Here is a 25,443-nt window from a genome sequence, read left to right on the forward strand (position 1 = left end):
TTTTTCTTTACCTGCGAGCAGCACATTCTGCGGATGCACACGTGCAGCTTGCGCGCCGTCCTGTGGCGGGCGCTATTCCGGGGGGAGAAAATGTCGCTCACGGCTTTCCTGTCGAACCGTTCGATTTCAATGAAAATCGGCGGTGGTCTGGTCTCTCTCGCGGTACTAGCCGCCGTCGTTGGAGGAGCCGGATTTCTAGGCCTCAGCCGCCTGGGCCTTGCCGTGGACATGACCTCGAAGTCGGCTTCGGTACTGGCGACGGTCAACGATGCCGGCAATGCGGTAACGACTTTCATCCAGAACAGGGACAACGGCGCCGCGGCAGCGGCCAGCAGCCTGCTTGAGCAGGTCAACGCCAGCCTCGACGAGCTTGGCGGCAAGTCGGACCCCGCCCTTGCCCCGGCCTATGCGGCCGTCGACAAGTTCCGTGCCTCGATTGGCGTGCTGGCCTCGTCATCGGATGCCGTCGCGGCCAGCGCCGCCTCCACCATGGAACTGCTCTCCAACATGCAGAGCCGGGCCAGCCAGATCGAATCCGACGCCGCCACCAAGGCCAAGGACTTCCAGACCAAGGCCAGCGAGTCCGCGCTTGCCACCAATGCCGCCGCCAACCTCGCCGTCACCGCCTACAAGATCGAAATCTCGGCCCTGAAGGCTAACGAGCTCCTGGCCAAGTTTGCCGCGACCGGCGATGGCGCGAACATCGACGCGGCGCTGAAGGCGGTGATGTCGGTACGGGCGATCGTCAATCAGATCAGGGCCTTGGGCGCCGACGACGAGATAAAGGCGCAAGCCGGCACGATTGAACAGGTGGCCAAGGATCTCGTCCCTTTGCTGGACGAGATGCGGAACAGCTCCAACCCGTTCGCAGTCGAGCAGAAGCGCATCTTCGCCCTCGACGGCCTCGGCAAGCTCAGCAACGGCACCGAAGAGATCATTCGCCTGGCCGGCCAGCAGCGTGATCTTGCCAGCTACAACATGCAGTCTCTGCTCGAAGACGCCACCAAGGCCCGCCAGCTATCCGACCTTGCAACCGTTTTCGGCAGCCAGATCGACCAACTGGCGCAGCAGACGACAACCTATCGCTACGATCCGGAAGCAATCAGTACCAAGGCAACCCTCAAGGCGGCCGATGTCGCCAAGGAGACGGGGCAGAAAATCGTGGCTGCAGGAGGCGTCGATCCGTCCAAGGACATCGATCGCTTCAAAGAGGCGTTTGCCAAAATGGTCGATGCCTCCAAGGCCTTCAAGGGCGCGCGGGAAGAGTCGCGCAGCCAGTCGGTCGCGGCCATTTCTTCGATCAAGGCGGTGGTCGACGACCGCGCCGCAGCGGCCAGCCGCAACCGGGCGTCCAGCACCTTCACCATGTCCGGTACGCTCGGCGCGGCACTTGTGTTCGCATTGATCATCGGCGTCGTTCTGTCGCGACTGATCACCCGCCCGATCACCAACCTGACCGCCGCCATGCGGCGGCTGGCCACCGGCGACACCGACATGGCGCTCGACCTCGCCGGCCGAAAGGACGAGATCGGCGGCATGTTCGGCGCGGTCCGCGTTTTCCGCGACAACGCCATCGAGCGCCGCCGTCTCGCCGACCAGACCGCAGCCGAGCAGCGGGCCCGGGAGCTCCGCCAGGAAACCATCGAGGGCGTCATCAACGACTTCCGGTTGGAGATCGAGCAGCTCGTCGGCACCGTCGCAGGCAACGCCGACCAGATGGAGGCAACCGCTCGCGCGTTGGCCTCCATTGCGGAGGAGGCGCGCGAGCGCGCCGGTACCGCCGCCTCGGCGTCCGAGCTTGCATCGGACGGCGTCCAGACCGTCGCCGCAGCCGCAGAGGAGCTGTCGGCGTCCATCGGAGAGATCTCTCGCCAGACGGACACGGCAACCGCCGTCGCCCAGCGTGCCACTGGCGAGGCGAAGAAGACTGACGCCACCATCTCCGGCCTCTCGGACGCGGCAACGCGCATCGGCAATGTCATCACCCTCATCAAGGCCATTGCCGAACAGACCAATCTTCTCGCCCTTAACGCCACCATCGAGGCGGCGCGAGCCGGCGAAGCGGGCAAGGGCTTTGCCGTGGTCGCTTCCGAGGTGAAAAACCTCGCCGGCCAGACGGCCAAGGCCACCGAGGAGATCGCCTCGCAGATCGCCCAGATCCAGGCCTCGACCGATGAAGCCGTTTCGGCCATCCGCGCCATCTCCGACATTATGGGCGAGGTCGATCGCACGACCAACGTGATTGCCACCGCCGTCGGCGAGCAGGGTCATGCCACCGCCGAAATCTCGCTGAACGCCCAGAAAGCGGCCGGCGGGACCAAGTCGGTCGCCGACGAGACGCTGGCGCTGACCCGCGTCGTCGGCGAGACGTCGCAGTCTGCGAGCCAGGTCCTCGCGGTCTCCAACGACATGAACGATCAGGCGACGCGCCTTCGCGCGGTCGTCGAGAACTTCATCAACCGCGTCATGGCGGCCTGACAGTATTCGGGGGGAGAGGGAAGCGGGCGGGCTCCAATGAGGGCCCGCCCGTTCCATTTGCGAACTTAAAATGCAATTAATTTCTTTTTATCTGTTTCTTGCATTTTGGCGATCGAAGGACCATAGTTTGTGAGGACGGAGAGCGGCCGCGGCGTCAACGAATGCGCGGCCGGATATGGAGTTGAGGACATGGCTTCCAAGCTGGATCAGTTGCGCGAGATGACCGTGGTGGTCGCCGATACGGGCGACATCGACGCCATCAAGAAGTTCAAGCCGGTCGACTGCACGACCAACCCGACCCTGGTGCTGAAGGCTATCGGCCTGCCGGCCTACGAGCCGATCCTGGCCGACGCCGTTGCCTGGGGCAAGAAGCAGGGTGGCACGCAGGAAGCGGCGATCAAGGCCATCGGCGATCGCCTCGCCGTTGCCGTCGGCACCGAGCTCACCAAGCTGGTCGAGGGGCGCGTGTCCACCGAGGTCGACGCCGACCTCTCGTTCGACACTGCCGCCACCGTCGAGAAGGCGCGCGCCATCATCGCGGCCTACAAGGCCAACGGCGTCGATCGCGAGCGGATCCTGATCAAGGTCGCCGGCACCTGGGAAGGCATCCGCGCGTCGGAGATCCTTCAGAAGGAAGGCATCGACACCAACATGACGCTGATCTTCGACATCGCCCAGGCCATCGCCTGCGCCGATGCGAAGGCCTTCCTGATCTCGCCGTTCGTCGGCCGCATTCTCGACTGGTACGTCAAGGCCGAGGGCCGCACCTTCACGCCGGACGAGGATCCGGGCGTCGTTTCGGTACGTGGCATCTACGACTACTACAAGGCCCACGGCATCCCGACCGTGGTGATGGGTGCCTCCTTCCGCTCGCAGGGTGAAGTCGAAGCGCTGGCCGGCTGCGACCGCCTGACCATCTCCCCGGCGCTTCTCGATGCGCTGGCCGCCGACAATGGCACGCTCCAGCGCGCGCTGTCCCCGAACAAGCCGGGCCCGAAGCCCGCTGTGGTCAACCTCGACGAGAAGGCCTTCCGCTGGGCCATGAACCAGAACCCGATGGCCACCGAGAAGCTGGCCGAGGGCATCCGCCTGTTCGCCAAGGATCTCGGCGAGCTGCGCAATATCGTCGCCAAGCGCTTCGCCGCCTGACGACCTTAGGCCGGGGTATTTTCAAGCCAATACCCCGACCGTCTCCCCGGGCCGGCACGTCGACGACGGACGACGTGCCGGACGCCGGAGGTTTGTGACTTCAAGCCCCATCCAAGGCGCATATCATGCCCCGGCCCCGCCGCAGCGAAGACATGATCGTCGAGATCGCCCGCCTCCGCTACGAGCAGCGCCTGCCGCAGACCGAGATCGCCCGACTCCTTGAAATATCAGAAGCAACAGTCAGCCGAGCCCTGAAATCAGCGCTCGATCTCGGCTATATCGAGTTTCAGGTCACGCCCAAGGCATTTCGCGATGGTGCTGCCGAGCAAAGGTTGAAGGCCCACCTCGGCCTCCGTCTCGCGATCATCGTCGAAAACAAGGCTGGCACCCATGCCGACACGCTGGGCAAGGCGGTTGCCCGCATCATTGAAGACACCCTGAAGAGCGGTGACGTGCTCGGCGTCTCCGACGGCGCTACCGTGGCAGCCATCGCGGCGGCTTCGCGTCGTTCGCCGGCGCGCGACCTCAACGTCGTCGCCCTGGTCGGCGGCGTCGGCGCGCCGGAACACTACACCCACTCCTCCGAGGTCTGCCGAAGGTTCGCCGCCGGTCTCGGCGCCCAGGCCTGGCAACTGCCGGTACCGGCAATCGTCGACGACGCCGGCGCGGCGCACCTTCTGCGCGAGACCGGTACCGTGCGCGGCGTCCTTTCCATGATGGACCGCCTCGCCATGGCCGTGGTGGGCGTTGGCGCCATCTCGGCGAATGCCATGGTGTTTCGCGAAGGGTTCATCGCCCCCGGCAAGCTTGAAGAAATCCGCGCGCATGGCGCCGTGGGTACCATATGCGGACGCTTCTTCGGTCAGGATGGTCGGCCCGTCGGCACGGAGTTCGACGACCGCACCCTTTCCATTTCGCTGGAACGCCTCGCTCGCGTGCCGCTCTGCATCGCCGCCGCGTTGTCACCTCTGAAAGCCGAGGCGATCCGCGCAGCCGTCACCGGCGGCATCGTCAACGCGGTCGCCACCGACATCGAGACAGCCGAGGCGCTGATGGCGCTTTCCCCCTCTCGCTGCTGACAGGCGTCGACATCGTGCAGCCCTAATCTCCCAGCCAAGCCAAAGGGGGAGATTGCCGTGACTATCGCCGACGACATTATCGCATTGGAAAAAGCAGCGCTCGACCGCTGGTGCGCGGGGGATCCCGATGCCTTTCTCGACTTGTCGGCCGAGGACCTGACCTACTTCGATCCTTTCCGCGAGACCAGGGTCGACGGCAAGGCTGCGCTGGCAGCCCTTTATGGCGACCTGCGCGGCAAGATCTTCGCGCCGCGTCATGAAATGCTCGAACCGAAGGTTCAGGTGATAGGCGAAGCCGCCGTACTGACCTTCCGCTTCGTTTCCTGGAACGGCAGCGAGGGAAAGCGCGTCGCTTGGAACTGTACCGAGGTTTACCGGCGGTCCCCCGAGGGATGGCGCATCATCCAGACGCACTGGTCATTCACCGGCGCAGGCCTCGCCGCCTGACACGCCTGTGCGCGGGAGCATGAGGCCCTTCCGTCGATCCGCGCGGGCTTTCACGCTTGCCGGAGGGAAGTCGCCGTGTCTGGCGCGACCCTGTCCAACTTGCTTGAGGGGCCCAACTTGCTCGAAAATGCACTATTGGGTTTTCCGCTTAGGGATTGCTATGCTCGGTGGCAATCGCAACAGACAGCGGATGGAATCATGGCGGATGTCAGGGCAATCTGCGCGATCGGCCAGCGGGGGCAGATAGGACTCAACGGTGAGTTGCCGTGGGAGGGCAATCCGGACAGGGAGTTCGTCGCCGACGTCGAACGCTTTTACGAGGTGACGCGTGGCCATGTCATGCTGGCCGGCCCGCATACCATTTCCACCCTGCCCGGTTTCATGAAGTTCGATCGTACGCTTTGCCCCGTCCGTTCGAGCGACCGCCCCGAGGATGTCCTGGCTCGCTTCCCTGACCGGGTCGTCTACGTCGCCGGAGGGCCAGCGGTTTGGGAGGCCTACGCGCGCTTCATCCGCCATTGGGACATCAATCGCCTGCGTTACGACGGGCCGGCCGACCGTTGGTTCAAACCGGAGTGGCTGGTGGTCGCCCGCTGACGCGCGGAGACTAAGGAAAAGGCGTCAGGGCAATGCCCCGACGCCTTCTATGTTTCGGCTCGGCCGAAAATGTTTCTGACATCTCGATCCAGCGGCCTTTGTTTCCGGATCAAAGGCTGTTCAACCACTCCATGCGCTTGCCGAGATCGGGTGCATCGAACACAAGCTTGCCGGCAACGATCGCCTGGGCTCCCGCCTTGCGCAGCACTGGCACGGTATCCTCGCGAATGGCGCCGTCGGCCACCAGAACAATGCGGTGAGCACTCGGAATCCCGGCAATGTACTTCCGCGCTTCTTCGAGACGTTGCGTCGCCGACTGACTGATACCCTCGCGCTCACCGATACCGGCACCAAACAACGTGACCAACTGAACGCGCGGCAAGTGGCGGATCAGCTTGGCAACTGGTGTATCGACCTTAAGCACGACACCGGCCACGAGACCGAGCTCATTGATACGGGCGATACCGCTGTCGGTCAGCAGGGTGTTCTCGGCATGGATGGAGATAGCGTCGGCACCGGCGGCCGCGAACTGATTGATCTGGTTGATCAACGCCGGCTCTCCGACCATCAGGTGGACGTGAATGGGCTTGTCGGTGATCGAGCGGATGCGGGCCACGATCTCCGGGAACATCAGCAACGTATCTGCAAAGACGCCATCGGAGGCGTCGATGTGGATCACGTTGGCATAAGGGTCGATACGGACAACTTCGTCGGCGATGCGCAGGAGGTCCGACGACCACATCGAGAACTCGGTGATCAGGTGGTCGGTCGGGAGGCGGTCGATCCATCCGGCGGCGGGGCGGTTCATCAGGCGGTTCTCCGGGGGTCAGAACAAGCAAGGCGCCCCACCGGACGACGGCCTTCGCCGGCCCGCTGGCGCGCCATGTTCAAGATTGCGCACAAGCACTTGGATAGCACTAGTGCTTTCGTAGCGAAGAGTGCTTTTTTCGCGCGGCCGTCATGCACGGCCCATTCCGCCCCCGGAAACGCGGAACGGCGGAGCCCTGCCCCGCCGCCCAAAATGCGCGATCGACGATTGCCTCAGGCGACCAGATCGAAAAGATAGCTGGTGCTGTTCGATGAGGTCGTAGAACCGTCGGCACCATAGGCCGTCTGGTTGCTCTCGGCGAGCGCCGCCTGCAGCTCCTCAAGAATGTCGGCGATGGTCGTACCGGACGACGAGCTGCTGTCGGTGCTGTCCGTCGTTTCCTCCCCCTCCGGGGGCGGCCCCGGAGGCGGTCCGCCGGCTCCACCCGGACCGCCGGCGCCTTGCGGCCCCTGCGAGAAGGTTTCGTCGAAGACCTTGGCGAGCTCGTCGGCCTGATCGGAGGTCAGCGTGCCGGCGTCGACCTGCTGCTGGATCAGATCTGCGATCTTCTCCTTCATCTCGTCGGGCGACGGTGGCTTGCTGCCGGAGGTCTGGCTCGACCGATTGCTCGACAGGGTCTCGTCGATGCTTTCGATTGCGGTTTCGAGAGCGGATTGGCTGGTCGACTGGATGCTGCCGGCGCTGATATCGGACTGTAGCGTCGACTGCAGCCGAGCAAGCGGCGACTGATAGGCGTTTGTTGATGAAATCGAGGTCATTTTTACCCTCGGGCTAGAGTCTTACGCATTACCTTCGGGAAACCAAGCGCCGCGTCCGTTAACGAGCGGTAACCAATTGGCTGGCGCGGTAACAAGGCGTTTCGACAGTCACGAAAGGAAACATCCAGATACAAAATAACTGTCGTGGCCGACCGCCCGAATGCTAAAGCTCGGCCGTTGAATGGAGATGGCCTTTCTTCATGCAGAACCACATCCTGCTCGTAGAAGACGATAACGACATCAATACGCTGGTCTCCCGCTACCTCAAGGCGAACGACTGCCGCGTATCTGTAGCCCGCGACGGGCGCGAGATGGACCGCATCCTGGCGACCTCGCGCGTCGATATTGTACTGCTCGACATCATGCTGCCCGGTGAGGATGGACTGAGCATCTGCAGGCGCCTGCGCAATGGCTCGACCATGCCGATCATCATCCTGTCGGCACGCGGAGAAGAGATCGATCGGGTGGTGGGTCTAGAGATCGGCGCCGACGACTACATTGCCAAGCCGTTCAGTGCTCGCGAGCTCCTGGCTCGCATCCGCGCCATTCTGAGACGGAGCAGTCTGCCCGCCGCCAAGACGACGCGGTCGGACGCCCGGCGCCTGACCTTTGCCGGATGGGTGATCGACACCCGAGAACGCAGCCTGACAACCCCAAGCGGCGCCAAGGCAACACTGACCGGCGCGGAGTTCGACCTGTTGGTCGCCTTCGCCGAGCGATCCGGCATCACGCTCAGTCGGGACCAACTCCTGGAGCTGACCCAGGGCCGCCTCGCCGCGCCCTTCGAGCGGTCGATCGACATCCTGGTGAGCCGCCTGCGACGCAAGCTCTCTCCCGATGACGAGAAATCCGAGTTCATTCGCACCATTCGCTCGGAAGGCTATCTGTTTACTCCCGAAGTTACGCCCTCATGATCGGCCGGGTCCTGCGCCTGGTCTTCGATTCAGTTGCCGGCCAGGTCATCGTTCTGCTGGTGCTTTCGATCGCGGCGATACATGGGGGGCTGACCGCCTATTTCTTCCTGTCCAATCCCCGCTCGGTCTTCAGTGCCTCGCCGGCAGAAACGGCCGGCGAGATAGGCGCCGCCGCACATATGCTAGCTGCGGCCAATCCTGCGGAACGACCACGGCTCATCGAACTGATGGCGGATAACCTTCCGTCGATCGCACTCTGCGCCGACCCAGTACCGAAGGAAGCGACCGAGATCCGGTTTGGCCCGCTGGCCGCGCGCCTGGGTGGAGCCGCCAAAGCCTGGAAGGTGCTGGAGGGGCGGCCGGCTCCCGGAGACGAGCTGATCGGCCCACTCTTTATCGAGCTCTCCGACGGCGCCTGCTACAGGCTGGACCTACCCGAAGCGGATGCACCGCACTTCTTCGGCCCCGGCACGACCCTGCTCGTCTTCCTGCTCATCACGACTATCGTGCTGGTGAGCTGGGCCATGATCGTCATCATCGGCCCTCTCAGGCGCTTCGAGACCGCCGTGGAGCGCCTGCGCGACATGCGCTCGGACGTGTCGGTTCCGGAAATCGGGCCGCGTGAGCTGCGATCGGCCATCTCAGCCTTCAACCGCATGCGCGCGCGCATTGGCAAGCTCATGGCGGAAAAGACGACCATGCTCGCAGCCGTGAGCCACGACCTCCGAACGCCGATTACCCGCCTGAGACTGCGCGCCGAGTTCATCGACGACGAGACGATCCGCGAACCGATGCTGGCCGACCTCGACCACATGGCCGCGCTGGCCCACGTGGCGCTCGTCCACCTCTCCGGCACCGACAGTCCCGAGCCCTTCGACCAGACCGACCTGCCAAGCCTCTTGCAGACCATCGCCGACCAGTTCGCCGACCTCGGCCACACGGTATCCTATGAGGGGCCGAGCCGTCTCAGTGCTTGCGTAAGGCGTCGCGATATCATGCGGGCGGTTACCAACCTCGCGGACAATGCCGTGCGCTACGGTGACAAGGTGGTGATATCCCTGCGGAAGCTGTCAGGGCGGGGTCTGGCGATTTCAGTGGCCGACAACGGCCCGGGCATACCAGCCGGTGAGAGGGAGCACCTGCTCGAGCCTTTCGTGCGCGGCGACAGCGCCCGCAGCTCCATGCCGAATTCCGGCTTCGGGCTTGGCCTCACCATCGCCCGAGACGTCGCTGAAGCGCATGGTGGACGCATCTTGCTGGCCGACCACGCGCCGCACGGTCTGTTGGCCGTCCTGGAAATCGAAGGATAGCTCCGAACAGGCAACGGCCGGCAGGTTCCCCCGCCGGCCGCATGTTTCACTTCGTTCCAGCCGGCGTCTGGGTCAGCCGTCCTTGGCCAGACTTGCGACCGTCCAGCCGAACATCTCGGTGTGAATGGTGTTGACCTTGAACTCGTAACCGGCCGCCTTCTCGTTGATCGCCTTGGCGGCGTCGGCCGCCTTGGGATCGATCGCTTCGGCGACAATGCGGATCCAGCCCTTGCCAGCGTCATCCGCCGCGGGGACGGCCGTTGCCGTGACCGCAAGACCATCGGTGGTCTCGTAGCGAAGACGGGTGGTGTTGGCGATGGACGCAGGCGTTTCCTTGCGGACATCGGTAAAGTTGAAGCCCTGCAGGAAGGCCGTGACGCGATTGGCCTTGCCTTCGTCCGGCGTCTTGCCATCGGGCAAAGCCGCCGGAAGAAGCTTGTCGCCCGTCCGCACGAAGTCGACGGTCGCGCCGCCGGCATCGGTCAGTGTCACCTTCGACAAGGTCGCGGGCTTGATGTCGGTCAGGCTGGCATCGAACCAGTCGGCCCGCGCTGTCGGCACGTCGAGGGAACCACGCACCAGATAGGACTGCGGGTTGCCGTCGATGCGAACGTACTGGCCACCTCGGCTACCTCCGACCGTGTAGTCCTTGGTACCGGCATAGACGACGGCCAACGGCTTGCCCTGCTTGTCCAGCAGCGCAACCTTGGTGGCCGCCCCGTCATCGGCGGTCGGGTCGGCAAGTCCGAGATCGACGTAGCGGTCGGGCTTGTCGGTCTTGTCCTCGTCGATGGTCAGCGTGGCCAAGGACGAGACGAGCTTGCGGACCACGTCGATCTTGGCCGGGTAGCCGGACGCATCCACGAAGCGGTCTCCTTCGCGCGTCAGCGTGGTGGTGTCCTTGCCGACGGTCACGGCGAGACTTTCCACAGATGCTGATGTCTTCACGAGGTCCGGCAGAAGCGCCCGGCCACGATCGGCGACGGCGCTGTCGGCGGCAGTCCCACCAGCGACCACCACGGCCGCGACAACGGCGGCGGCGGTGACGACGGCAAGACCGAAGAGCGATTTCGGCGTCATATCAGGTAACTCCTCGCTGGACTCAGGCTTTGCGGACCGGCACCGGCCGGCGAGGCCGGCGCAGCGCGAAGACGAGGGCGATCAGCGCCACCGCCGCCGGCACGACGCCAATGATCAACACCATGATCCAGTTCTTGAGCCGGGCAACGTCGGCCCGGAGGTTGTATTGCACCTCACGCAGTTCGGCGCGGGCCGACAGCAGATCGGACCGGAAGGTCTCGATCGTCTTCGCCTGCTCGGCGGAGACCAGTTCGCCATCCTTGGCTTCGCCGGTGGTCGAGGCGTCCTTCAGCTTCTTCTCGGTGTCGGCGATGCGCTGTGTCAGCTCCTGCTGCTTGGCGAGGAACCGCTCTTCGGCGGCCCGCTCCAGCGCGTCGATCCGGGTAAACGGACGCCAGGAGACGGTGCGGCTGCGAAGGTCGGCCAGCGCCACGCCACCAGCCATTTGCTCGACGGCGTTGAGCAGGAAGTCGCCGTTGTTGGCGAATGCCTGCGCCACTTGCCGGCCGAGCACATTCTGCTTCTGCAGCCAGTTGCGATCGGACAGCATGTCGGCGTCACCGACGAGGATGACGTTGGGGGCCGACGCGCTTTCCTTGATCGGCGCGGCATCGGCGGCCGAGTCCTTGGGCTTGCCATCCGGGAAAGCGGTGTGAAGCTTGCCTTCGAGACGAGCGGCAACCACCGGGCGACTACCGGTCTTCTCGATCTTGGCGAGAAGGGCGCGTGGATCGCCATAGGGATCGGCCGCTTCTCCCGCCGGCAGCAGGCCGGCGTCTGCGGACGCATACATCAACGGCTTCAGCGTCGTGTCCTTGCCGGTGGAGGTGAAGCTGCCAGCGGTGGTCATCACCACAGCGTTGAGCTTGGAGGTGACGGCGTCGCCGCGGTCGAAGCCATCGTCCTGGATGGCGAACCAGGGATAGTTCGCAACCTCGGCCTGACGTCCGCCGATATTGCGCGTGGTGCGGATCGCCCAGTCGGGATCGCCGATCGCCTTCTTGGCGTCGAAGCCCACTCCCCAGGCGTCAAACATCTTCTGGAAGTCGGAGGCGTTGTTCTCCGCCGGCATGCCGGGCCGGGGGCCCATCTGGGTCTCGGCGAACGGATCGGCGAACACCAGAGTGGCTCCGCCCGAAAGCACCCACTGGTCGAGGGTGTAGAGTGTGCGGTCGCTGAGATTCTGGGGCTGCACGACCAGCACGACGCGGGTGTTGTCGGGCAGCTTGTCGACGTCGCCGCCGATGGTCTCGACCTTGTAGGTCTCCTTCAGCATCGTCAGGATCTGAGCTGGTTCCTGGCCTGCCATCGGATTGCCGGCCATTCCGAGACCGTCAATAAGAGCGACGACGGGCTTCTTCGGCTGTCCAAGTTCGGCGACCAGGCGCGTCAGATCGTATTCGAGGAACGCCTCGCGGTCCGGCGTGAACACGGGAATGTTGGCCGAGCCGTTGGTGGAGTTGGTGGCGGCGAGACCGAAGTAGATCGGATCGGAACTGCCATCGAGGCTGATGCGGTTGATGCCGAGACCGACGGCGCGATCCTCTTCCTCAGAGTAGGGCTGGGGATCGATCACCTCGAGGGTGATCTTGCCGTGCGACAGGCTCTCGTAGGTGTCCAGCATGGCCCGGACGCGCGAGGCGTAGGCCGAAAGCGCCGGAGCAGCCTGATGCAGACCGGCCGACATGAACAGGCGCATGTGGATTGGCTCGTCCAGCTTGTCGAGCATGGCCACCGTGCCATGGGAGAGCGAATAGAGTCCACCGTCCGTGAGGTCGATGCGGCTCGAACGGAACAACGTCGACGCAAGCGAATTCACGGCCAGATAAAGGATGACCGCGAGGACGGCGCCAACGGCGACGAGGCGGGTTTTGGGGATCCGGTTGAGTTTCGACATCGCTGAACCTCAGGCGGCTTTCTTGGCGTCGACGACCTGGACGTTGATCCAGAGCGCGAGCACGATGGTCGACAGGAACAAGATGACGGCTGGGGCCTCGAGGACACCGCGCGTCAACCGGTCGAAGTTGGTGATGAAGGAGAGCGACTGCACCAGATCGACCACGAAGGCCGGCGCCCAGCCGCGAAGGGCCGCGAGCACCAGATTGGTACCGGACATCACCAGTAGGAAGGACACGATGGCGGCAAGGATGAAGGCGATCACCTGGTTCTTGGTCATTGCCGAGATGCAGGCCGAAATCGCCAGGAAGGCGCCGGCCATCAGGAAGGACCCGATGTAGCTCGCAAGGACGATGCCGTTGTCGGGCGACCCGAGATAGAGCGTCACCAGCCAGAAGCTCATGGTGAGCACCAGCGCCACCGCCGTGAAGGCCCAGCCGGCGAGGAACTTGCCGATCACCACCTCATGGGCGCGAACAGGCAGCGTCATCAGAAGCTCGATGACGCCGGATCGGCGCTCGTCGGCCCAGAGCCGCATGCCGATGGCGGGCATCAGGATGAGAAAGAGCCAGGGGTGCCAGGCGAAGAAGGGGCCAAGGTCGGCCTGCCCTCGCTCGAAAAAGCCACCGGCGAAGAAGGCCAGACCGGCCGAAAGGGCGAGGAACACTAGCAGGAAGACGGCGGCGAGCGGCGTCGCAAAATAGGCGCGGAACTCGCGGCCAAACACCAGCGCGATGGTGCGGAAAGAAGTTTTCATCTCGGATTGTCTCCGGAAGATAATCGGCGTCAGGCGGCCTTGCTGCCGGTGATGGAGCGGAAGACGGTTTCGAGCGTCGGTCGCTTGCCATCGACGGCGGCGGCATCGAGAAGCGCGGTCGGCGTCGCATCGGCGACCACCTTGCCCTCGGCAATGATGACGACCCGACTGCAGATCGCCTCGACTTCCTCGAGGATATGGGTCGAGATCACGATCGCCTTGCCAGGCGCGATGGCTGCGATCAGCTCGCGCATGTCGTGCTTCTGGTTGGGGTCGAGGCCATCGGTCGGCTCGTCGAGGATGAGAACCTCGGGGTCATGGATCAGTGCCTGGGCAATACCGACACGGCGCTTGAACCCCTTGGATAGCGCGTCGATCGGCCGATTCCAGACGGCGGCGAGGTTGACGCGTTCGACCATTTCGGCAAGGCGTTCGCCAAGCATTGCGCTCGATAATCCGCGCATGCGTCCGACGAAGGCGAGGAAATCGGCGACCGTCATGTCGCCATAGGCCGGCGCCCCCTCGGGCAGATAGCCAAGATGACGGCGCGCGGCGATCGGGTCAGCGAAAACGTCGTGGCCGGCGATCGAGGCGGTACCGGCGTCGGGTTCGAGGAAGCCGGTCAGCATCTTCATGGTCGTCGACTTGCCGGCGCCGTTGGGGCCAAGAAAGCCCACGACCTCGCCACGGCTCACCTCAAGGCTGACGCCGTCCACGGCGCGCAGTCTCGAAAAGGTCTTCACCAGGCCGCTGGCCTGAACGAGTTGCATGCCTTTTCCTCCAGCGTTCGAAATCGTCCATCTGGGTGCCCAGCGGCCCCGAACCGGTCCGGCCGGAGCTACCACGGGCGAGCAAGCAGGGATATCGGATTCTTGGCGAAATCGTGTTCAAAAACAGACCTTACCGATTGTTCATCAAAGTCGGTCCCGCGCATTACTCGCGCCCCTCGACTGACTGCGCCCGAGGCGGGGCGTGCCCAACAAAACGCCTTGGCCATTCCTTGGGCGATGATAAACTGGCAGACATGTCCAGCTATGCCATCCTGCTCGGCCGCCAGCGCCATGTCTTCGACGACCTCAAGGCCCTCATGGCCGCGGCCTCGCCTGAGAAGTCCGGCGACCGGCTGGCCGGCATCGGCGCCGACACCAACGAGCGTCGCGTCGCCGCCCGTTATCTTCTGGCTGACATTCCGCTCCGCACCTTCCTTGAGGAGCCGTTGATCCCTTACGAGGTCGACGAGGTCACCCGGCTGATCCTGGATAGCCATGACGCTGCCGCCTTTTCGCCAGTCGCCCACATGACGGTGGGCCAGTTTCGCGACTGGCTGCTGTCCTACGAAAGCACCACGGACGCGCTTTCCGCCCTCGCCCCAGGCCTGACGCCGGAGATGGTCGCCGCGGTATCCAAGGTGATGCGCAACCACGACCTGATCGTCGCCGCCGCCAAGACCAGCGTCGTCACCGGCTTCCGGACCACCATCGGCCTGAAGGGGCGCCTGTCCAGCCGCCTGCAGCCAAACCATCCGACCGACGATCCGGAGGGGGTCGCCGGGTCGACGCTCGACGGCCTCACCTATGGGGTTGGCGACGCGGTGATCGGCATCAACCCGGCCGGCGACAACCTCGAAGCCTGCATGCGGTTGATGGAGCTGTTCGACCGGCTTCGCCAGCGCTTCGACATTCCAACGCAATCCTGTGTGCTGACGCATGTGACGACGTCGATCAAGGCCGTCGAGGCCGGCGCGCCGCTCGACCTGGTGTTTCAGTCGATCGCCGGCACCGAGGCCGCCAACCGCGGCTTCGGCGTCGACCTCAACGTGCTTCGGGAGGGGCGCGAAGCCGCTCTCAGCCTCAAGCGGGGCACCGTTGGCGACAACGTCATGTATCTGGAAACCGGCCAGGGATCGGCGCTCAGCGCCGACGCCCATCATGGCGTCGACGAGCAGACAGTGGAGGCGCGCGCTTACGCCGTCGCCCGTCACCTGAAGCCGTTGATCGTCAATACCGTCGTCGGCTTCATCGGGCCGGAGTATCTCTACGACGCCAAGCAGATCATCCGGGCCGGCCTGGAGGACCACTTCTGCGGCAAGTTGCTGGGCGTGCCGATGGGCGTCGACGTCTGCTACACCAACCACGCCGAAGCCGACCAGGACGACATGGACAACCTGATGTTCCTGCTCGCCTCGGCCGGCGTCAATTTCCTGATCGCCGTGCCCGGCGCCGACGACGTGATGCTGAACTACCAGTCGCTCAGCTACCATGACATCGTCAGCCTCCGTCATTCCTTCGGGCGGCCGCCGGCGCCCGAGTTCGAGGCCTGGCTCTACCGCATGGGGCTCTTCGACAGCGAAGGGCGGCTGGCGCCGCAAGCCAGCTCCGACGTGCGACGCCTCATCGACTACAGGGCGTCGGCATGAGCAATCCCATCGACCTCGATCCATTCGCTCGCTTCAGAGCCGTCACCCGCGCCCGCATCGGCCTCGGGCGAGCCGGCGACTCGCTGCCGATCCGCGCCGTGCTAGACTTTCAGCTCGCCCATGCCCGCGCCCGCGATGCCGTGCATGGCCGCGTCGACTTCTCCGCCATGGCGGAACGGATCGGCGCTACGCAGTCGGTGATCCGCCTCAAGTCGCGCGCCACCGATCGATCGACCTACCTCGCCCGCCCCGATCTCGGCCGACGCGTCGATCCGACAGCCCTTGCCGGCATTGAAAAGGGCGAGTGGGATGTCGCCTTCGTCATCGCCGACGGCCTCTCGGCCGCCGCCGTGGAAGCGCATGCCGAGACCGTATTGTCGGCCTGTCTGCGCAGGATGGGAGACCTCAGGATAGCGCCCATTGCGCTGGGCGAACAGGCGCGCGTCGCCTTTGGCGACGAGGTCGGCGAAGCGTTCGGAGCCCGCATCATCGTGGTGCTGATCGGCGAGCGCCCCGGCCTGTCGGTTCCCGACAGCCTCGGCGCTTATCTGACCTTCGACCCGAAGGTCGGCCGGCGCGACAGCGAGCGCAACTGTCTCTCCAACATTCACGCCGACGGCCTGACGCACGAGATGGCGGCCGACAAGATCGCCTGGCTGACCCGGCAAGCCCTGCGGCTCGGGCTCACCGGCGTCGACCTCAAGGAGGACATGGCGGGGACTGAAGCGCTGCCGGCCTCCACTTGATCCGAGACTTTCTCGACCGTCACTCCTTTCTCGACCCTTCGCCAGTACCTTCGTGCCGATTGCCGCATTAGCATTCCCGATGGAGTGAAGTGAGTCGGGGGAGTAAGGGCGATGCGCTTCTGCGCGATTGTGGGGGTTGCGACGCTGATCGGCACGACCGTTGCCGCCATGGCGACCGATGTGCTGACGGTTGCCGCCGTCGACAATGCCGACATGATCCGCATGCAGGAGCTTACCGACGACTTCGTGGCGAGCAATCCGGGCATCCACATCAACTGGGTCATCCTGGAAGAAAGTGTTCTGCGGCAAAAGATTGCAACCGACATCGAGACGCGCGGCGGTCAGTTCGACATCATCACCATCGGCAACTACGAAGTACCGATCTGGGCGCGGCAAGGCTGGCTTCAGCCGCTTGACGATCTGGGCGACAACTATGACGCCGACGACCTCCTTCCGGCGATCCGCAAGGCTGTCTCCTACCGTGGCAAGCTTTACGCCTCGCCGCTCTACGGCGAGAGCGCCATGCTGATGTACCGCACGGACCTGTTCAGGCAGGCGGGGCTGGATATGCCGCCCTCACCGACCTGGGCTTTCGTCCGCGAAGCGGCTTTGAAGCTCACTGACAAGTCCGCCGGACGCTATGGCATATGCCTGCGCGGTCGGGCCGGCTGGGGCGACAACATGGCCCTGCTCACCGCGGCCGCCAACTCGTTCGGCGCCCGCTGGTTCGACTTCGACTGGCGCCCCGAGCTCGAATCCCCGGAATGGAAGCGGACGCTCACATTCTATGTCGACCTGATGCAGTTGGCGGGACCTCCGGGCGCCGCCTTCAACGGCTACTCCGAGAACCTCGACCTGTTCCGGGCCGGCAGGTGCGCGATGTGGATCGACTCGACCGTCGCCGCATCGACGCTGAGCAATCCCATGACCTCGGACGTGGTCGGCCGCGTGGGATACGCGCCATTTCCGAGCCACGGCGGTCTTGGAAATCACGGCAACTGGCTGTGGACCTGGAACTTCGCCGTTCCCACCAGCACGGAAAAAGCCAAGGCAGCCCAACGCTTCATCGCCTGGGCGACGGACCGGGAGTATGCCGATCTGGTCGCCGCCCACGAGGGCTGGCCCTACGCTCCGCCGGGTACGCGCACATCGCTCTACAACAACCCGTCCTATCGTTCGGCGGCCCCGTTCTCCAACTACACTCTGACCGCCATCAACACGGCCAACCCCGACCAGCCCACGGTCAAGCCGGCGCCCTATACGGGAAGCCAGTTCGTGGCGATCCCCGAGTTCCAGCGCATCGGCGACGCTGTCGGCCAGATTTTCGCAGCCGCCGTCGTCGGCCAGATGAGCGTGGAGCAGGCGCTGGCGTCGGCAAACCAGTTGACGCTGAGAGAGATGAAAAGAGCGGGATACGTATCGTCCCCATGAAATCGCCGAGCAGTTTGTCGCCGCGCAACGTCGCAGGCAGGCGCTCCCCCTAAGTTCCCCTCCATTCCGCCGGCCCCGCCGGCAAGAAGGGCCAAAGGCCCCCGAGGATGGAGACGGACAGATGTTTTGCTATCAGTGTGAACAGACCGCCCGGGGAACCGGATGCGTGACGCGTGGCGTCTGCGGTAAATCTCCGGAGGCTTCCGACTTGCAGGACGTGCTCGTTCACGCCGCCAAGCGTCTTGCCACCCGTTATGCGAGCGTGCCCGCCGCCGATCGGCCGGCGAGCCTTGCCCCGATGCTCGAGGACGCGCTGTTCGTCACCGTCACCAACGTCAACTTCGACACCGCTTCGATCCTCGGCAAGATCCGCGAAGTGGTCGCCGCCGCCGGCCCGGCCGCTGCAGTGGCGGCGGAAGCCCCCGAAGCCTCGCTGGTCTCCTGGTCGCGAGCCTCGATGATCGATTCACGCAAGGCGACCCTCGGCGACGATGTCACCGGCCTGCAGGAGCTGCTGCTCTATGGCCTCAAGGGTGTGGCCGCCTATGCCCATCATGCCCGCCAGATGAACCGAGTCGACCCGATCGTCGACGCCTTCATGGTGGAGGCGTTGGCCAAGCTCGACGCCGGCGTGGCCGCTGTCGACGAGCTTCTCGCCCTCAACCTCAAGTGCGGCGAGATCACGGTCAACGTTCTGGCGCTGCTCGACGCCGCCCATTGCGACACCTATGGCAAGCCGACGCCGACGCCGGTTCTGATGGGCCATGTCCCTGGCAAGGCGATCCTGGTTTCCGGCCATGACATGGTCGATCTCAAGGCGCTTCTCGAGCAGACCGAGGGCAAGGGCATCAACATCTACACCCACGGCGAAATGCTGCCGGCCCATGGTTATCCCGAGCTCAAGAAGTTCAAGCACCTCGTCGGCCATTTCGGCGGCGCCTGGATGCTGCAGCAGCGGGAGTTCCCCAACTTCCCCGGCGCCATCCTGATGACCACCAACTGCCTGATGCAGCCGTTCGAGGACTACGAGGGCCGCCTGTTCACCCGCAATCTCGTGGCTTGGCCGGGCATCGCCCACATCGCCGACCGCGACTTCTCGGCGGTGATCGAAGCGGCGTTGGCCGCCCCCGGCTTCACCGACAGCGTGACGACCGGCGAGCATATGGTCGGGTTTGGGCATGACGCGGTGCTGGGCGCCGCCGACAAGATCATCGGCGCGGTCAAGGCCGGAGAGATCAAGCACTTCGCCGTCATCGGCGGCTGTGACGGAACCGAAGGCGAGCGGTCCTACTACACCGACCTCGGCACGACCATTCCGAAGGACTGGGTGATCCTGACGCTCGGCTGCGGCAAGTACCGCCTGCTTGGCCACGACTACGGCACCGTTGCCGGCCTGCCCCGTCTCCTCGACATGGGCCAGTGCAACGACAGCTTCTCGGCCGTCAAGGTGGCTCTGGCGCTGGCCGATGCGTTCGACTGCACGGTCAACGACCTGCCGCTCTCCATCGTGCTGTCGTGGTTCGAGCAGAAGGCGGTCTGCGTACTGCTCGCCCTCCTCCACCTCAACGTCAAGAACATCCGCATCGGGCCGCGCCTCCCGGCCTTCCTGACGCCCGCCGTGCTGAAGGTGCTTGTCGAGACCTTCGGCCTGAAGCCGGTCGGCGACGTCGAAGCGGACCTCAAGGCCATGGCCAACGCCGCCTGATTGATCCCGCGAGGAGGGGAAAAACGGACCGGCCGGGCATCGCTGCCCGGCCGGCGGTTTTCACCAAGGATGCTTAGCGCGTATCAAACGCCGACGGCGATGGCCTGAAGACCGAACAACACCGTCAGGAATGCCGCTGCAACGGCAATCCGAAGACAAAAACCAGCGGACGGACACGTAAGGGCCCGCCCCACTTCCTTGACCATGGTGACAATCACGGCCGCCTCCCTGTTGCGTTCGCAGGTCAACCATGAACCATGAAGTCCGGCAAGTTCCTCCCAAGCCGGACCGCACGTGTACAAGAACTAAAATCGAATCTGCTCAAGAGTCATCCAAAACGTTTCGTCTAAGTATTCGGAGGGATGGATGGCGCCTGTTACCAACAGGCTGTTCAGGCTATAACTTTCACAACAGATATAAGTTTTTCGGACAGTCAATGAGTACAGCCCCTGCCCGCATGGAAGAAGTCCCCGCAGGGGATAGCTTCGATCGCCCCGCCGTCAAGGCCCTGTTCGACCTGCCGCGCGAGGCGTTGTTCGCCCGCGCCGACGCCGTGCGCAAGACCAATATGGGCGACGAGGTGTTCCTGCGCGGCATCGTCGAGTTTTCCAACGTTTGCGCCAACGACTGTCTTTACTGCGGTATCCGCAAGTCCAACCACGACATACGCCGCTATCGCATCGATGAGGAGGAAATCCTCGAGGTGGCCCGCCGCATGGAGGGGTGGCAGCAAACCACCATCGTGCTGCAATCGGGCGAGGTGGCCGCGGAGAAAGAGGATGAGCGCATCGAGCGCATCATCCGCCGGATCAAGACGGAAACGAAGCTGGCCGTCACCATGAGCGCCGGCAACCGGCCGCGCGACACCTATGCGCGTTGGCGGGCGGCCGGAATGGACCGCTATCTCCTGCGCTTTGAAACGTCGAACCCCGAGCTCTTCGCCTTCCTGCATCCCGACTGCGACCTCGATGAGCGCATTCGTTGCCTCCAGGATCTGCGCAGCCTCGGAGTACAAGTGGGATCCGGCTTCATGATCGGCGTGCCGGGCGAAACGCTCGACGTTCTTGCCGACAATATCCTGCTCTGTCGCGACCTCGACCTGGACATGATCGGCATCGGGCCGTTCATCGCCCATCCCGAAACGCCACTCGCCGGGAAGCCGAACGCCTACGCCGACGACCACGACATGTTCTTTGCCGCCGTGTCGGCGCTTCGCATCGTCAACCCCAAGGCGCATATTCCGGCAACCACGGCCTTCGATGCCATCTTCCCGCATGCCGGCCGCGACCTCGTCCTGCAACGCGGCGCCAACGTGTTCATGCCCAACGCCACGCCCGGCCGCTTCCGCAAGAACTACATGCTCTACCCGGACAAGCCCTGCGTCGACGAGGACGACCACCAGTGCTCGGGCTGCGCCGCTGCCCGCGTGTGGTCGATCGGTCGGGTGATCGGCCAAGGACCTGGGCATTCGATCAAGGTCAGGTGAACCAGCGAAGCCTCGCCAGCAAGCCAACGCGGAAAACGCGAAGCGGCTTTCGATAGAAGTCGTGCGCCGTGATCGCGCGCCCTGCCGTGCGGGACGCTTTCCCTTCGATTGGCCCTACTGACGCAGGAATCGGGGCGTGCAGGCGAGGCCCCGGCCCCGCCTTTTCATTGGGTGGCGTTGGCCCGCTCGAAGGCGATGCGCGCCGAAGGGAACGGGCCGAGCGAACGTTGGAGCACCCCTTGCACGCGGCTGATGGCGACGCCGTAATTGGTGATAGGCACCCCCTGCCGTTCAGCCTGCCGGATGCGCAGCAGCACCTGTTTTCGATTGACGGTACAGGCGCCGCACTGCACGACCAGCGCGTAGGGACTGAGATCCTCGGGGAAAGCCCGGCCGGCCATCGTTTCGAACTCTATATCGCCGCCGGCATACTGTCGGAACCAACGAGGTATTTTTACCCGTCCGATATCGTCGGCCATGGAGTGATGGGTGCAGGCCTCGGCGATCAGCACCCGATCCCCCGGCTTCAGCTGATCGATGCGAGCCGCGCCCTCTGCCAAGCGCACAAGATCGCCCTTGAAGCGGGCCATCAGGATCGAGAAGGTGGTCAGCGGCACGTCATCCGGCGTATCGGCGGCCGCCTTCAGTACGATCTGGCTGTCGCAGACGACGAGATCCGGCTTCTTTCCTAGCGTTTTCAGCGTCGACGCCAGCTCACGCTCCTTGACCACGGTGCAGCTCGCGTCGGCATCGAGAATGTCGCGGATCGCCATCACCTGCGGCAGGATCAACCGGCCCTTGGGCGCCGACAGGTCGATCGGCACCACCAGCACGACATGGCCACCGGCAGGCACCAGATCCGCGAGAAGATGCGGCACATCGAAGGAGCTTTCCGGCGCCGCTTCGAGAATGAGCTCACGCACCCGGGCGGCGTCGCTTTTCACGGCCGTGGAGATCGAGGCGACGGGCACGTCGCGTCCCTTCGCCAACGCCAACGCTTCCGCCGACGGCGAGCCGAGATCCGCCTTGGTGAAGACGATGCAATAGGGCGTCTCGCGCTCGGCCAGCGCATCCATCAGCTTGATCTCGTCATCACCGATCGGGCCGTCGGTGACGATGATGCCAAGGTCAGTGTGATCGAGTGCCTTGAGGGTCTTCTCGATGCGCATTTCGCCAAGGTTGCCGACATCGTCGATGCCAGCGGTGTCGACGAACAGCACCGGCCCGATCGGCAGCAGTTCCATCGCCTTCTCGACCGGATCGGTGGTGGTGCCGGCCACGTCGGAGACGATCGACACCTCCTGTCCGATCAGGAGATTGACCAGCGACGACTTGCCGACATTGCGCCGGCCGTAAACGCCGATGTGAAGGCGAAGACCCTTGGGCGTGGCGAGCATGATCTGGTCCTTGTTTACTTCGTGCCGAGGGCGGTCATGGCGTTGGCGGACAGCAAGCGTTCGAGATCGGCGGGCTCGATCAGCTTGCGTTCGAGAACGATCTCGATCACCGAGCGACCGCTGTCGCGCGCGGCGACGGCCACCTCGGTGGCGGTTTCGTAGCCAAGGCGGGGAAGAAGCGCGGTGACGACGGCCCGGCTCTCGGCCACCTGGCGACGGCAGGCCGCCTCGTCGACCGACAGTCCCTCGACACAGCGTGTCCTGAAAACGGAGGAAGCGGCCTCGAGCAAGCTGAGACTGTCGAGTAGCGCGTCGGCCAAAAGCGGCAGAAAGGCGTTGAGTTCGAGCTGGCCGTTCTGGGCGGCGAGCGTCACCATCTGGTCGTTGCCCATCACACGCATGGCCGCCTGCCCCACCGCTTCCGGGATCACCGGATTGACCTTGCCCGGCATGATCGACGAGCCCGCCTGCACCGCCGGCAGCAGGATCTCGCCGAAGCCGGCCTGCGGCCCTGAAGAGAGGAGCCGGAGATCGGAGGAAATCTTGAACAGGTTGACCGCATTAGCCTTCAGAATACCGGACACCTCGACGAAGGCGTCGGCGTTCTGGGTGGCATCGACGAGGTTTTCGGCACGGGCAAGACCGAGCCCGGTCACCTCGCGCAGCACCTCGGTGACCATGAAGACGTAGTCGCGCGGCGCGGCGATGGCGGTCCCGACGGCGGTGCCGCCGAGGTTGACGACGCGCAGCCGCTCCTCGCACTTGAAGACACGCCAGCGGTCGCGCGACAGCGCCTCGGCCCAGGCCGAGAACACCGCGCCATAGGCGATGGGACAGGCGTCCTGCAGCTCGGTGCGGGCAATCTTGACCACGCCGGACCACGTCCGCTCCTTCTCCTGGAAGGCAACCTGAAGGTCGGCAATAGCCTTCTCCAGGCGGTGCAGCAGGCGGATGGCGGCGATCTTCAGCGCCGTCGGGAAGGTATCGTTGGTCGACTGGTTGAGGTTGACGTGATCGTTGGGATGGACGTGGAGATGCTGCCCGCGCCGACCGCCGAGCAGTTCCTCGGCACGATTGGCGATCACCTCGTTGACGTTCATGTTGAGCGAGGTGCCGGCACCGCCCTGCAGGGCATCAACGACGATCTCCTTGAGGAACGCTCCATCCTCGATCTCTCTGGCGGCGCGCACGATCGCATCCGCCACATCGTCGGCAAGGAAGCCCAGGCGATGGTTGGTCTTCGCCGCCGCGATCTTCACGGCGGCGAAGGCCTTGATCAGTTCGGGATGGCACGGTCGGCCGGTGAGCGGGAAATTCTCGCGCGCCCTCGCCGTGTGGATTCCCGCAAGAGCATCCTCCGCAATGTCACGCTCGCCGATCAGATCGGCCTCGCGCCGCGTCGCCATCGCCTGCCTCCAGGCCACGCTACCTCAGCGGTAGACGTCGCGCTTGCCCTCGCGCACCTTGCGCATCATCGTCTGGGAATAGCGGGCGATCTTGGGCTCCATGGTATCCACCTCGGCCGCCACGGCCTTTTCGCCGGCAGCGCAGGTTTCCTCAGAGCCATAGTCGAGCATGTATTCCATGAAGGACGACAGGGCGTTCGGCCCGCACATTTCGCGGATGAGACCGGGTTTGGCAAGGTCCATGAAGTCGGCGCCGGTACGCCCCATGCGATAGCAGGCGGTGCAGAAGGACGGCACGCAGCCGCTGGCCGCGATGTCGCGGACCACTTCGTCGAGCGGCCGGTGATCGCCACGGGTGAACTGCGCGGCCTGCTCCTCGACCGGCGTCGCATAACCGCCGGGGTTGGTCCGGCTACCGCCCGAGATCTGCGACACGCCGAGACGGAAGGCGTCGCGACGCATTTCAGGGTTCTCGCGGGTCGACAGGATAATGCCGGTGTAGGGGACAGCAAGGCGCAGAATGGCGATGATCTTCTTGAAGTCATCGTCCGAAACCATATGCGGCGGGGCCATGGACACGTCGGACCCCACGGCCGGCTCCATGCGAGGCACCGAGATGGTGTGCGGGCCGACGCCGAATGCGTCTTCCAGATGGGCGATGTGCTGCATGGTGGCCAACACCTCGAAGCGCCAGTCGTGCAGGCCGAACAGCGGGCCGATGCCCACGTCGTCGATACCGGCCGCCATGGCGCGATCCATCACCGACACGCGCCAGTCGAAATCCGCCTTGGCGCCCGAGGGATGCATCGCCTCGTAGACCTTGCGATTGTAGGTCTCCTGGAACAGCTGGTAGGTACCGATGCCGGTTTCCTTCAGGCGACGGAACTCGTCCGTCTCCAGCGGCGCGACGTTGACGTTGATGCGGCGAATCTCGCCACGGCCACGCTTCACCGAATAGATGCGCTCGATGGCGTCGATCAGATACTGGAAACCCGTCTTAGGGAAGGCTTCGCCGCCGATCAGAAGAAGACGCTTGTGGCCCTGGTCGATCAGAGCCGCCGTCTCGGCCTCGATTTCCTCCATCGTCAGGATCTTGCGGTCGAGATCCTTGTTGGACCGGCGGAATGCGCAGTAGACGCACTCGTTGAGGCAGATATTGGAGAAATAGAGCGGCGCGAACAGCACGATGCGCGGCCCGTAGATCTCCGTCTTCACTTTCTCCGCCGTGTGGAACAGCTCGGCCGTCAGGTCCGGATCGGTGACTGCGCAGAGAACGGCCACATCATCCTCGGACAGGCCACCCAGCATCGTCGCCTTCTCGAGGATTTCGCGCACGCGCTGCTTGTCGGCGCCGGCGGCGGTCGCTGCGATCTCCGCCTCGATGCGGGTTTCATCGAGCCAGGTGATCCGTTCAGTCTTTGTCATCTTTGCAGCCTTTCACCGGCCCGTCCGCCGGAGCTATCCGCAAGAGACACTGCCCGATATCGATCGAAGGCGAATTGCGCGAGATCAATCCTAACTCGGTTAAACTGGAATAACGGGGTAATAAAAGCGAGATACGC

Annotated in this window: 22 protein-coding genes; 12 read left to right on the forward strand and 10 right to left on the reverse strand. The window is 64.4% G+C overall.

Features of this window, described 5'->3' with window-relative positions:
- Positions 1-90: 90 nt before the first annotated feature.
- From M4J40_RS15780 to M4J40_RS15800, 5 genes are all read left to right on the forward strand, one after another.
- The gene (locus M4J40_RS15780) at positions 91-2,478 is read left to right on the forward strand and encodes a methyl-accepting chemotaxis protein (RefSeq protein WP_251755292.1); all 2,388 of its coding nucleotides are present in this window, start codon (positions 91-93) and stop codon (positions 2,476-2,478) included.
- A gap of 189 nt (positions 2,479-2,667) precedes the next feature.
- Positions 2,668-3,627: a transaldolase gene (gene tal, locus M4J40_RS15785; protein ID WP_251755293.1), complete on the forward strand. Its 960-nt coding sequence runs from the start codon at positions 2,668-2,670 to the stop codon at positions 3,625-3,627.
- 125 nt (positions 3,628-3,752) lie between these two features.
- A complete protein-coding gene (locus M4J40_RS15790) occupies positions 3,753-4,706 on the forward strand; it encodes a sugar-binding transcriptional regulator (protein ID WP_251755296.1) in 954 nt (317 codons plus the stop codon).
- A 57-nt stretch (positions 4,707-4,763) separates the two neighbouring features.
- Entirely contained in the window at positions 4,764-5,153 is a 390-nt protein-coding gene (locus M4J40_RS15795; RefSeq protein WP_251755299.1) for a DUF4440 domain-containing protein, read from the forward strand.
- A 198-nt stretch (positions 5,154-5,351) separates the two neighbouring features.
- Positions 5,352-5,750, forward strand: a complete 399-nt coding sequence (locus M4J40_RS15800; protein ID WP_251755300.1) for a diacylglycerol kinase — start codon at positions 5,352-5,354, stop codon at positions 5,748-5,750.
- A gap of 109 nt (positions 5,751-5,859) precedes the next feature.
- Here the strand turns inward: M4J40_RS15800 and M4J40_RS15805 are convergent, their stop codons facing one another.
- The gene (locus tag M4J40_RS15805) at positions 5,860-6,558 is read right to left on the reverse strand and encodes a D-allulose-6-phosphate 3-epimerase (protein ID WP_251755302.1); all 699 of its coding nucleotides are present in this window, start codon (positions 6,556-6,558) and stop codon (positions 5,860-5,862) included.
- Between the two features lie 233 nt (positions 6,559-6,791).
- On the reverse strand, positions 6,792-7,337 hold the full coding sequence (locus tag M4J40_RS15810; RefSeq protein WP_251755304.1) for a hypothetical protein: 546 nt from the start codon (positions 7,335-7,337) through the stop codon (positions 6,792-6,794).
- Between the two features lie 200 nt (positions 7,338-7,537).
- Between M4J40_RS15810 and M4J40_RS15815 the strand changes: the two genes are divergently transcribed.
- Positions 7,538-8,251, forward strand: a complete 714-nt coding sequence (locus M4J40_RS15815; RefSeq protein ID WP_251755306.1) for a response regulator — start codon at positions 7,538-7,540, stop codon at positions 8,249-8,251.
- Positions 8,248-9,561 carry an ATP-binding protein gene (locus M4J40_RS15820; protein WP_251755309.1) on the forward strand — a complete coding sequence of 438 codons (1,314 nt, stop codon included), beginning with the start codon at positions 8,248-8,250 and terminating at the stop codon, positions 9,559-9,561. The genes M4J40_RS15815 and M4J40_RS15820 overlap by 4 nt, the downstream gene beginning before the upstream one ends.
- A 72-nt stretch (positions 9,562-9,633) precedes the next feature.
- Here the strand turns inward: M4J40_RS15820 and M4J40_RS15825 are convergent, their stop codons facing one another.
- From M4J40_RS15825 to M4J40_RS15840, 4 genes are read right to left on the reverse strand one after another with little or no spacing between them, the layout of a single operon-like run.
- A complete protein-coding gene (locus M4J40_RS15825; RefSeq protein WP_251755311.1) occupies positions 9,634-10,641 on the reverse strand; it encodes a DUF4340 domain-containing protein in 1,008 nt (335 codons plus the stop codon).
- Between the two features lie 22 nt (positions 10,642-10,663).
- Positions 10,664-12,538: a Gldg family protein gene (locus M4J40_RS15830; RefSeq protein ID WP_251755313.1), complete on the reverse strand. Its 1,875-nt coding sequence runs from the start codon at positions 12,536-12,538 to the stop codon at positions 10,664-10,666.
- A gap of 9 nt (positions 12,539-12,547) precedes the next feature.
- The gene (locus M4J40_RS15835) at positions 12,548-13,294 is read right to left on the reverse strand and encodes an ABC transporter permease subunit (RefSeq protein ID WP_251755315.1); all 747 of its coding nucleotides are present in this window, start codon (positions 13,292-13,294) and stop codon (positions 12,548-12,550) included.
- A gap of 29 nt (positions 13,295-13,323) precedes the next feature.
- Entirely contained in the window at positions 13,324-14,064 is a 741-nt protein-coding gene (locus M4J40_RS15840; protein ID WP_251755317.1) for an ABC transporter ATP-binding protein, read from the reverse strand.
- Between the two features lie 254 nt (positions 14,065-14,318).
- On the opposite strand from M4J40_RS15840, the gene M4J40_RS15845 reads away from it, so the two are divergent.
- The 4 genes from M4J40_RS15845 (at position 14,319) to hcp (ending at position 19,592) form a co-directional block, all read left to right on the forward strand.
- Positions 14,319-15,710: an ethanolamine ammonia-lyase subunit EutB gene (locus M4J40_RS15845; protein WP_251755319.1), complete on the forward strand. Its 1,392-nt coding sequence runs from the start codon at positions 14,319-14,321 to the stop codon at positions 15,708-15,710.
- Positions 15,707-16,456, forward strand: coding sequence for an ethanolamine ammonia-lyase subunit EutC (gene eutC, locus M4J40_RS15850; protein ID WP_251755320.1), 750 nt, complete (start codon positions 15,707-15,709; stop codon positions 16,454-16,456). The genes M4J40_RS15845 and eutC overlap by 4 nt, the downstream gene beginning before the upstream one ends.
- Positions 16,457-16,567: 111 nt before the next feature.
- Positions 16,568-17,887: an ABC transporter substrate-binding protein gene (locus M4J40_RS15855; RefSeq protein WP_405030758.1), complete on the forward strand. Its 1,320-nt coding sequence runs from the start codon at positions 16,568-16,570 to the stop codon at positions 17,885-17,887.
- Between the two features lie 121 nt (positions 17,888-18,008).
- A complete protein-coding gene (hcp, locus tag M4J40_RS15860) occupies positions 18,009-19,592 on the forward strand; it encodes a hydroxylamine reductase (RefSeq protein ID WP_251755322.1) in 1,584 nt (527 codons plus the stop codon).
- A gap of 83 nt (positions 19,593-19,675) precedes the next feature.
- Here hcp and M4J40_RS22425 read toward each other — a convergent pair whose 3' ends face one another.
- Positions 19,676-19,810: a hypothetical protein gene (locus M4J40_RS22425; protein ID WP_257235226.1), complete on the reverse strand. Its 135-nt coding sequence runs from the start codon at positions 19,808-19,810 to the stop codon at positions 19,676-19,678.
- A 218-nt stretch (positions 19,811-20,028) separates the two neighbouring features.
- On the opposite strand from M4J40_RS22425, the gene hydE reads away from it, so the two are divergent.
- Entirely contained in the window at positions 20,029-21,078 is a 1,050-nt protein-coding gene (gene hydE / locus M4J40_RS15865; protein WP_251755324.1) for a [FeFe] hydrogenase H-cluster radical SAM maturase HydE, read from the forward strand.
- Between the two features lie 164 nt (positions 21,079-21,242).
- On the opposite strand, the gene hydF is transcribed toward hydE, so the two are convergent.
- Genes hydF through hydG form a run of 3 tightly spaced genes read right to left on the reverse strand, consistent with a single transcriptional unit; the run spans position 21,243 to position 25,306 of the window.
- The gene (gene hydF / locus M4J40_RS15870; protein WP_251755325.1) at positions 21,243-22,475 is read right to left on the reverse strand and encodes a [FeFe] hydrogenase H-cluster maturation GTPase HydF; all 1,233 of its coding nucleotides are present in this window, start codon (positions 22,473-22,475) and stop codon (positions 21,243-21,245) included.
- A 14-nt stretch (positions 22,476-22,489) separates the two neighbouring features.
- Positions 22,490-23,881, reverse strand: coding sequence for an aspartate ammonia-lyase (locus tag M4J40_RS15875; protein ID WP_251755327.1), 1,392 nt, complete (start codon positions 23,879-23,881; stop codon positions 22,490-22,492).
- Between the two features lie 24 nt (positions 23,882-23,905).
- The gene (hydG, locus tag M4J40_RS15880) at positions 23,906-25,306 is read right to left on the reverse strand and encodes a [FeFe] hydrogenase H-cluster radical SAM maturase HydG (RefSeq protein ID WP_251755329.1); all 1,401 of its coding nucleotides are present in this window, start codon (positions 25,304-25,306) and stop codon (positions 23,906-23,908) included.
- Positions 25,307-25,443: the final 137 nt, after the last annotated feature.

It is taken from the genome of Pleomorphomonas sp. JP5, assembly GCF_023721815.1.
Classification (GTDB): Bacteria; Pseudomonadota; Alphaproteobacteria; order Rhizobiales; family Pleomorphomonadaceae; genus Pleomorphomonas.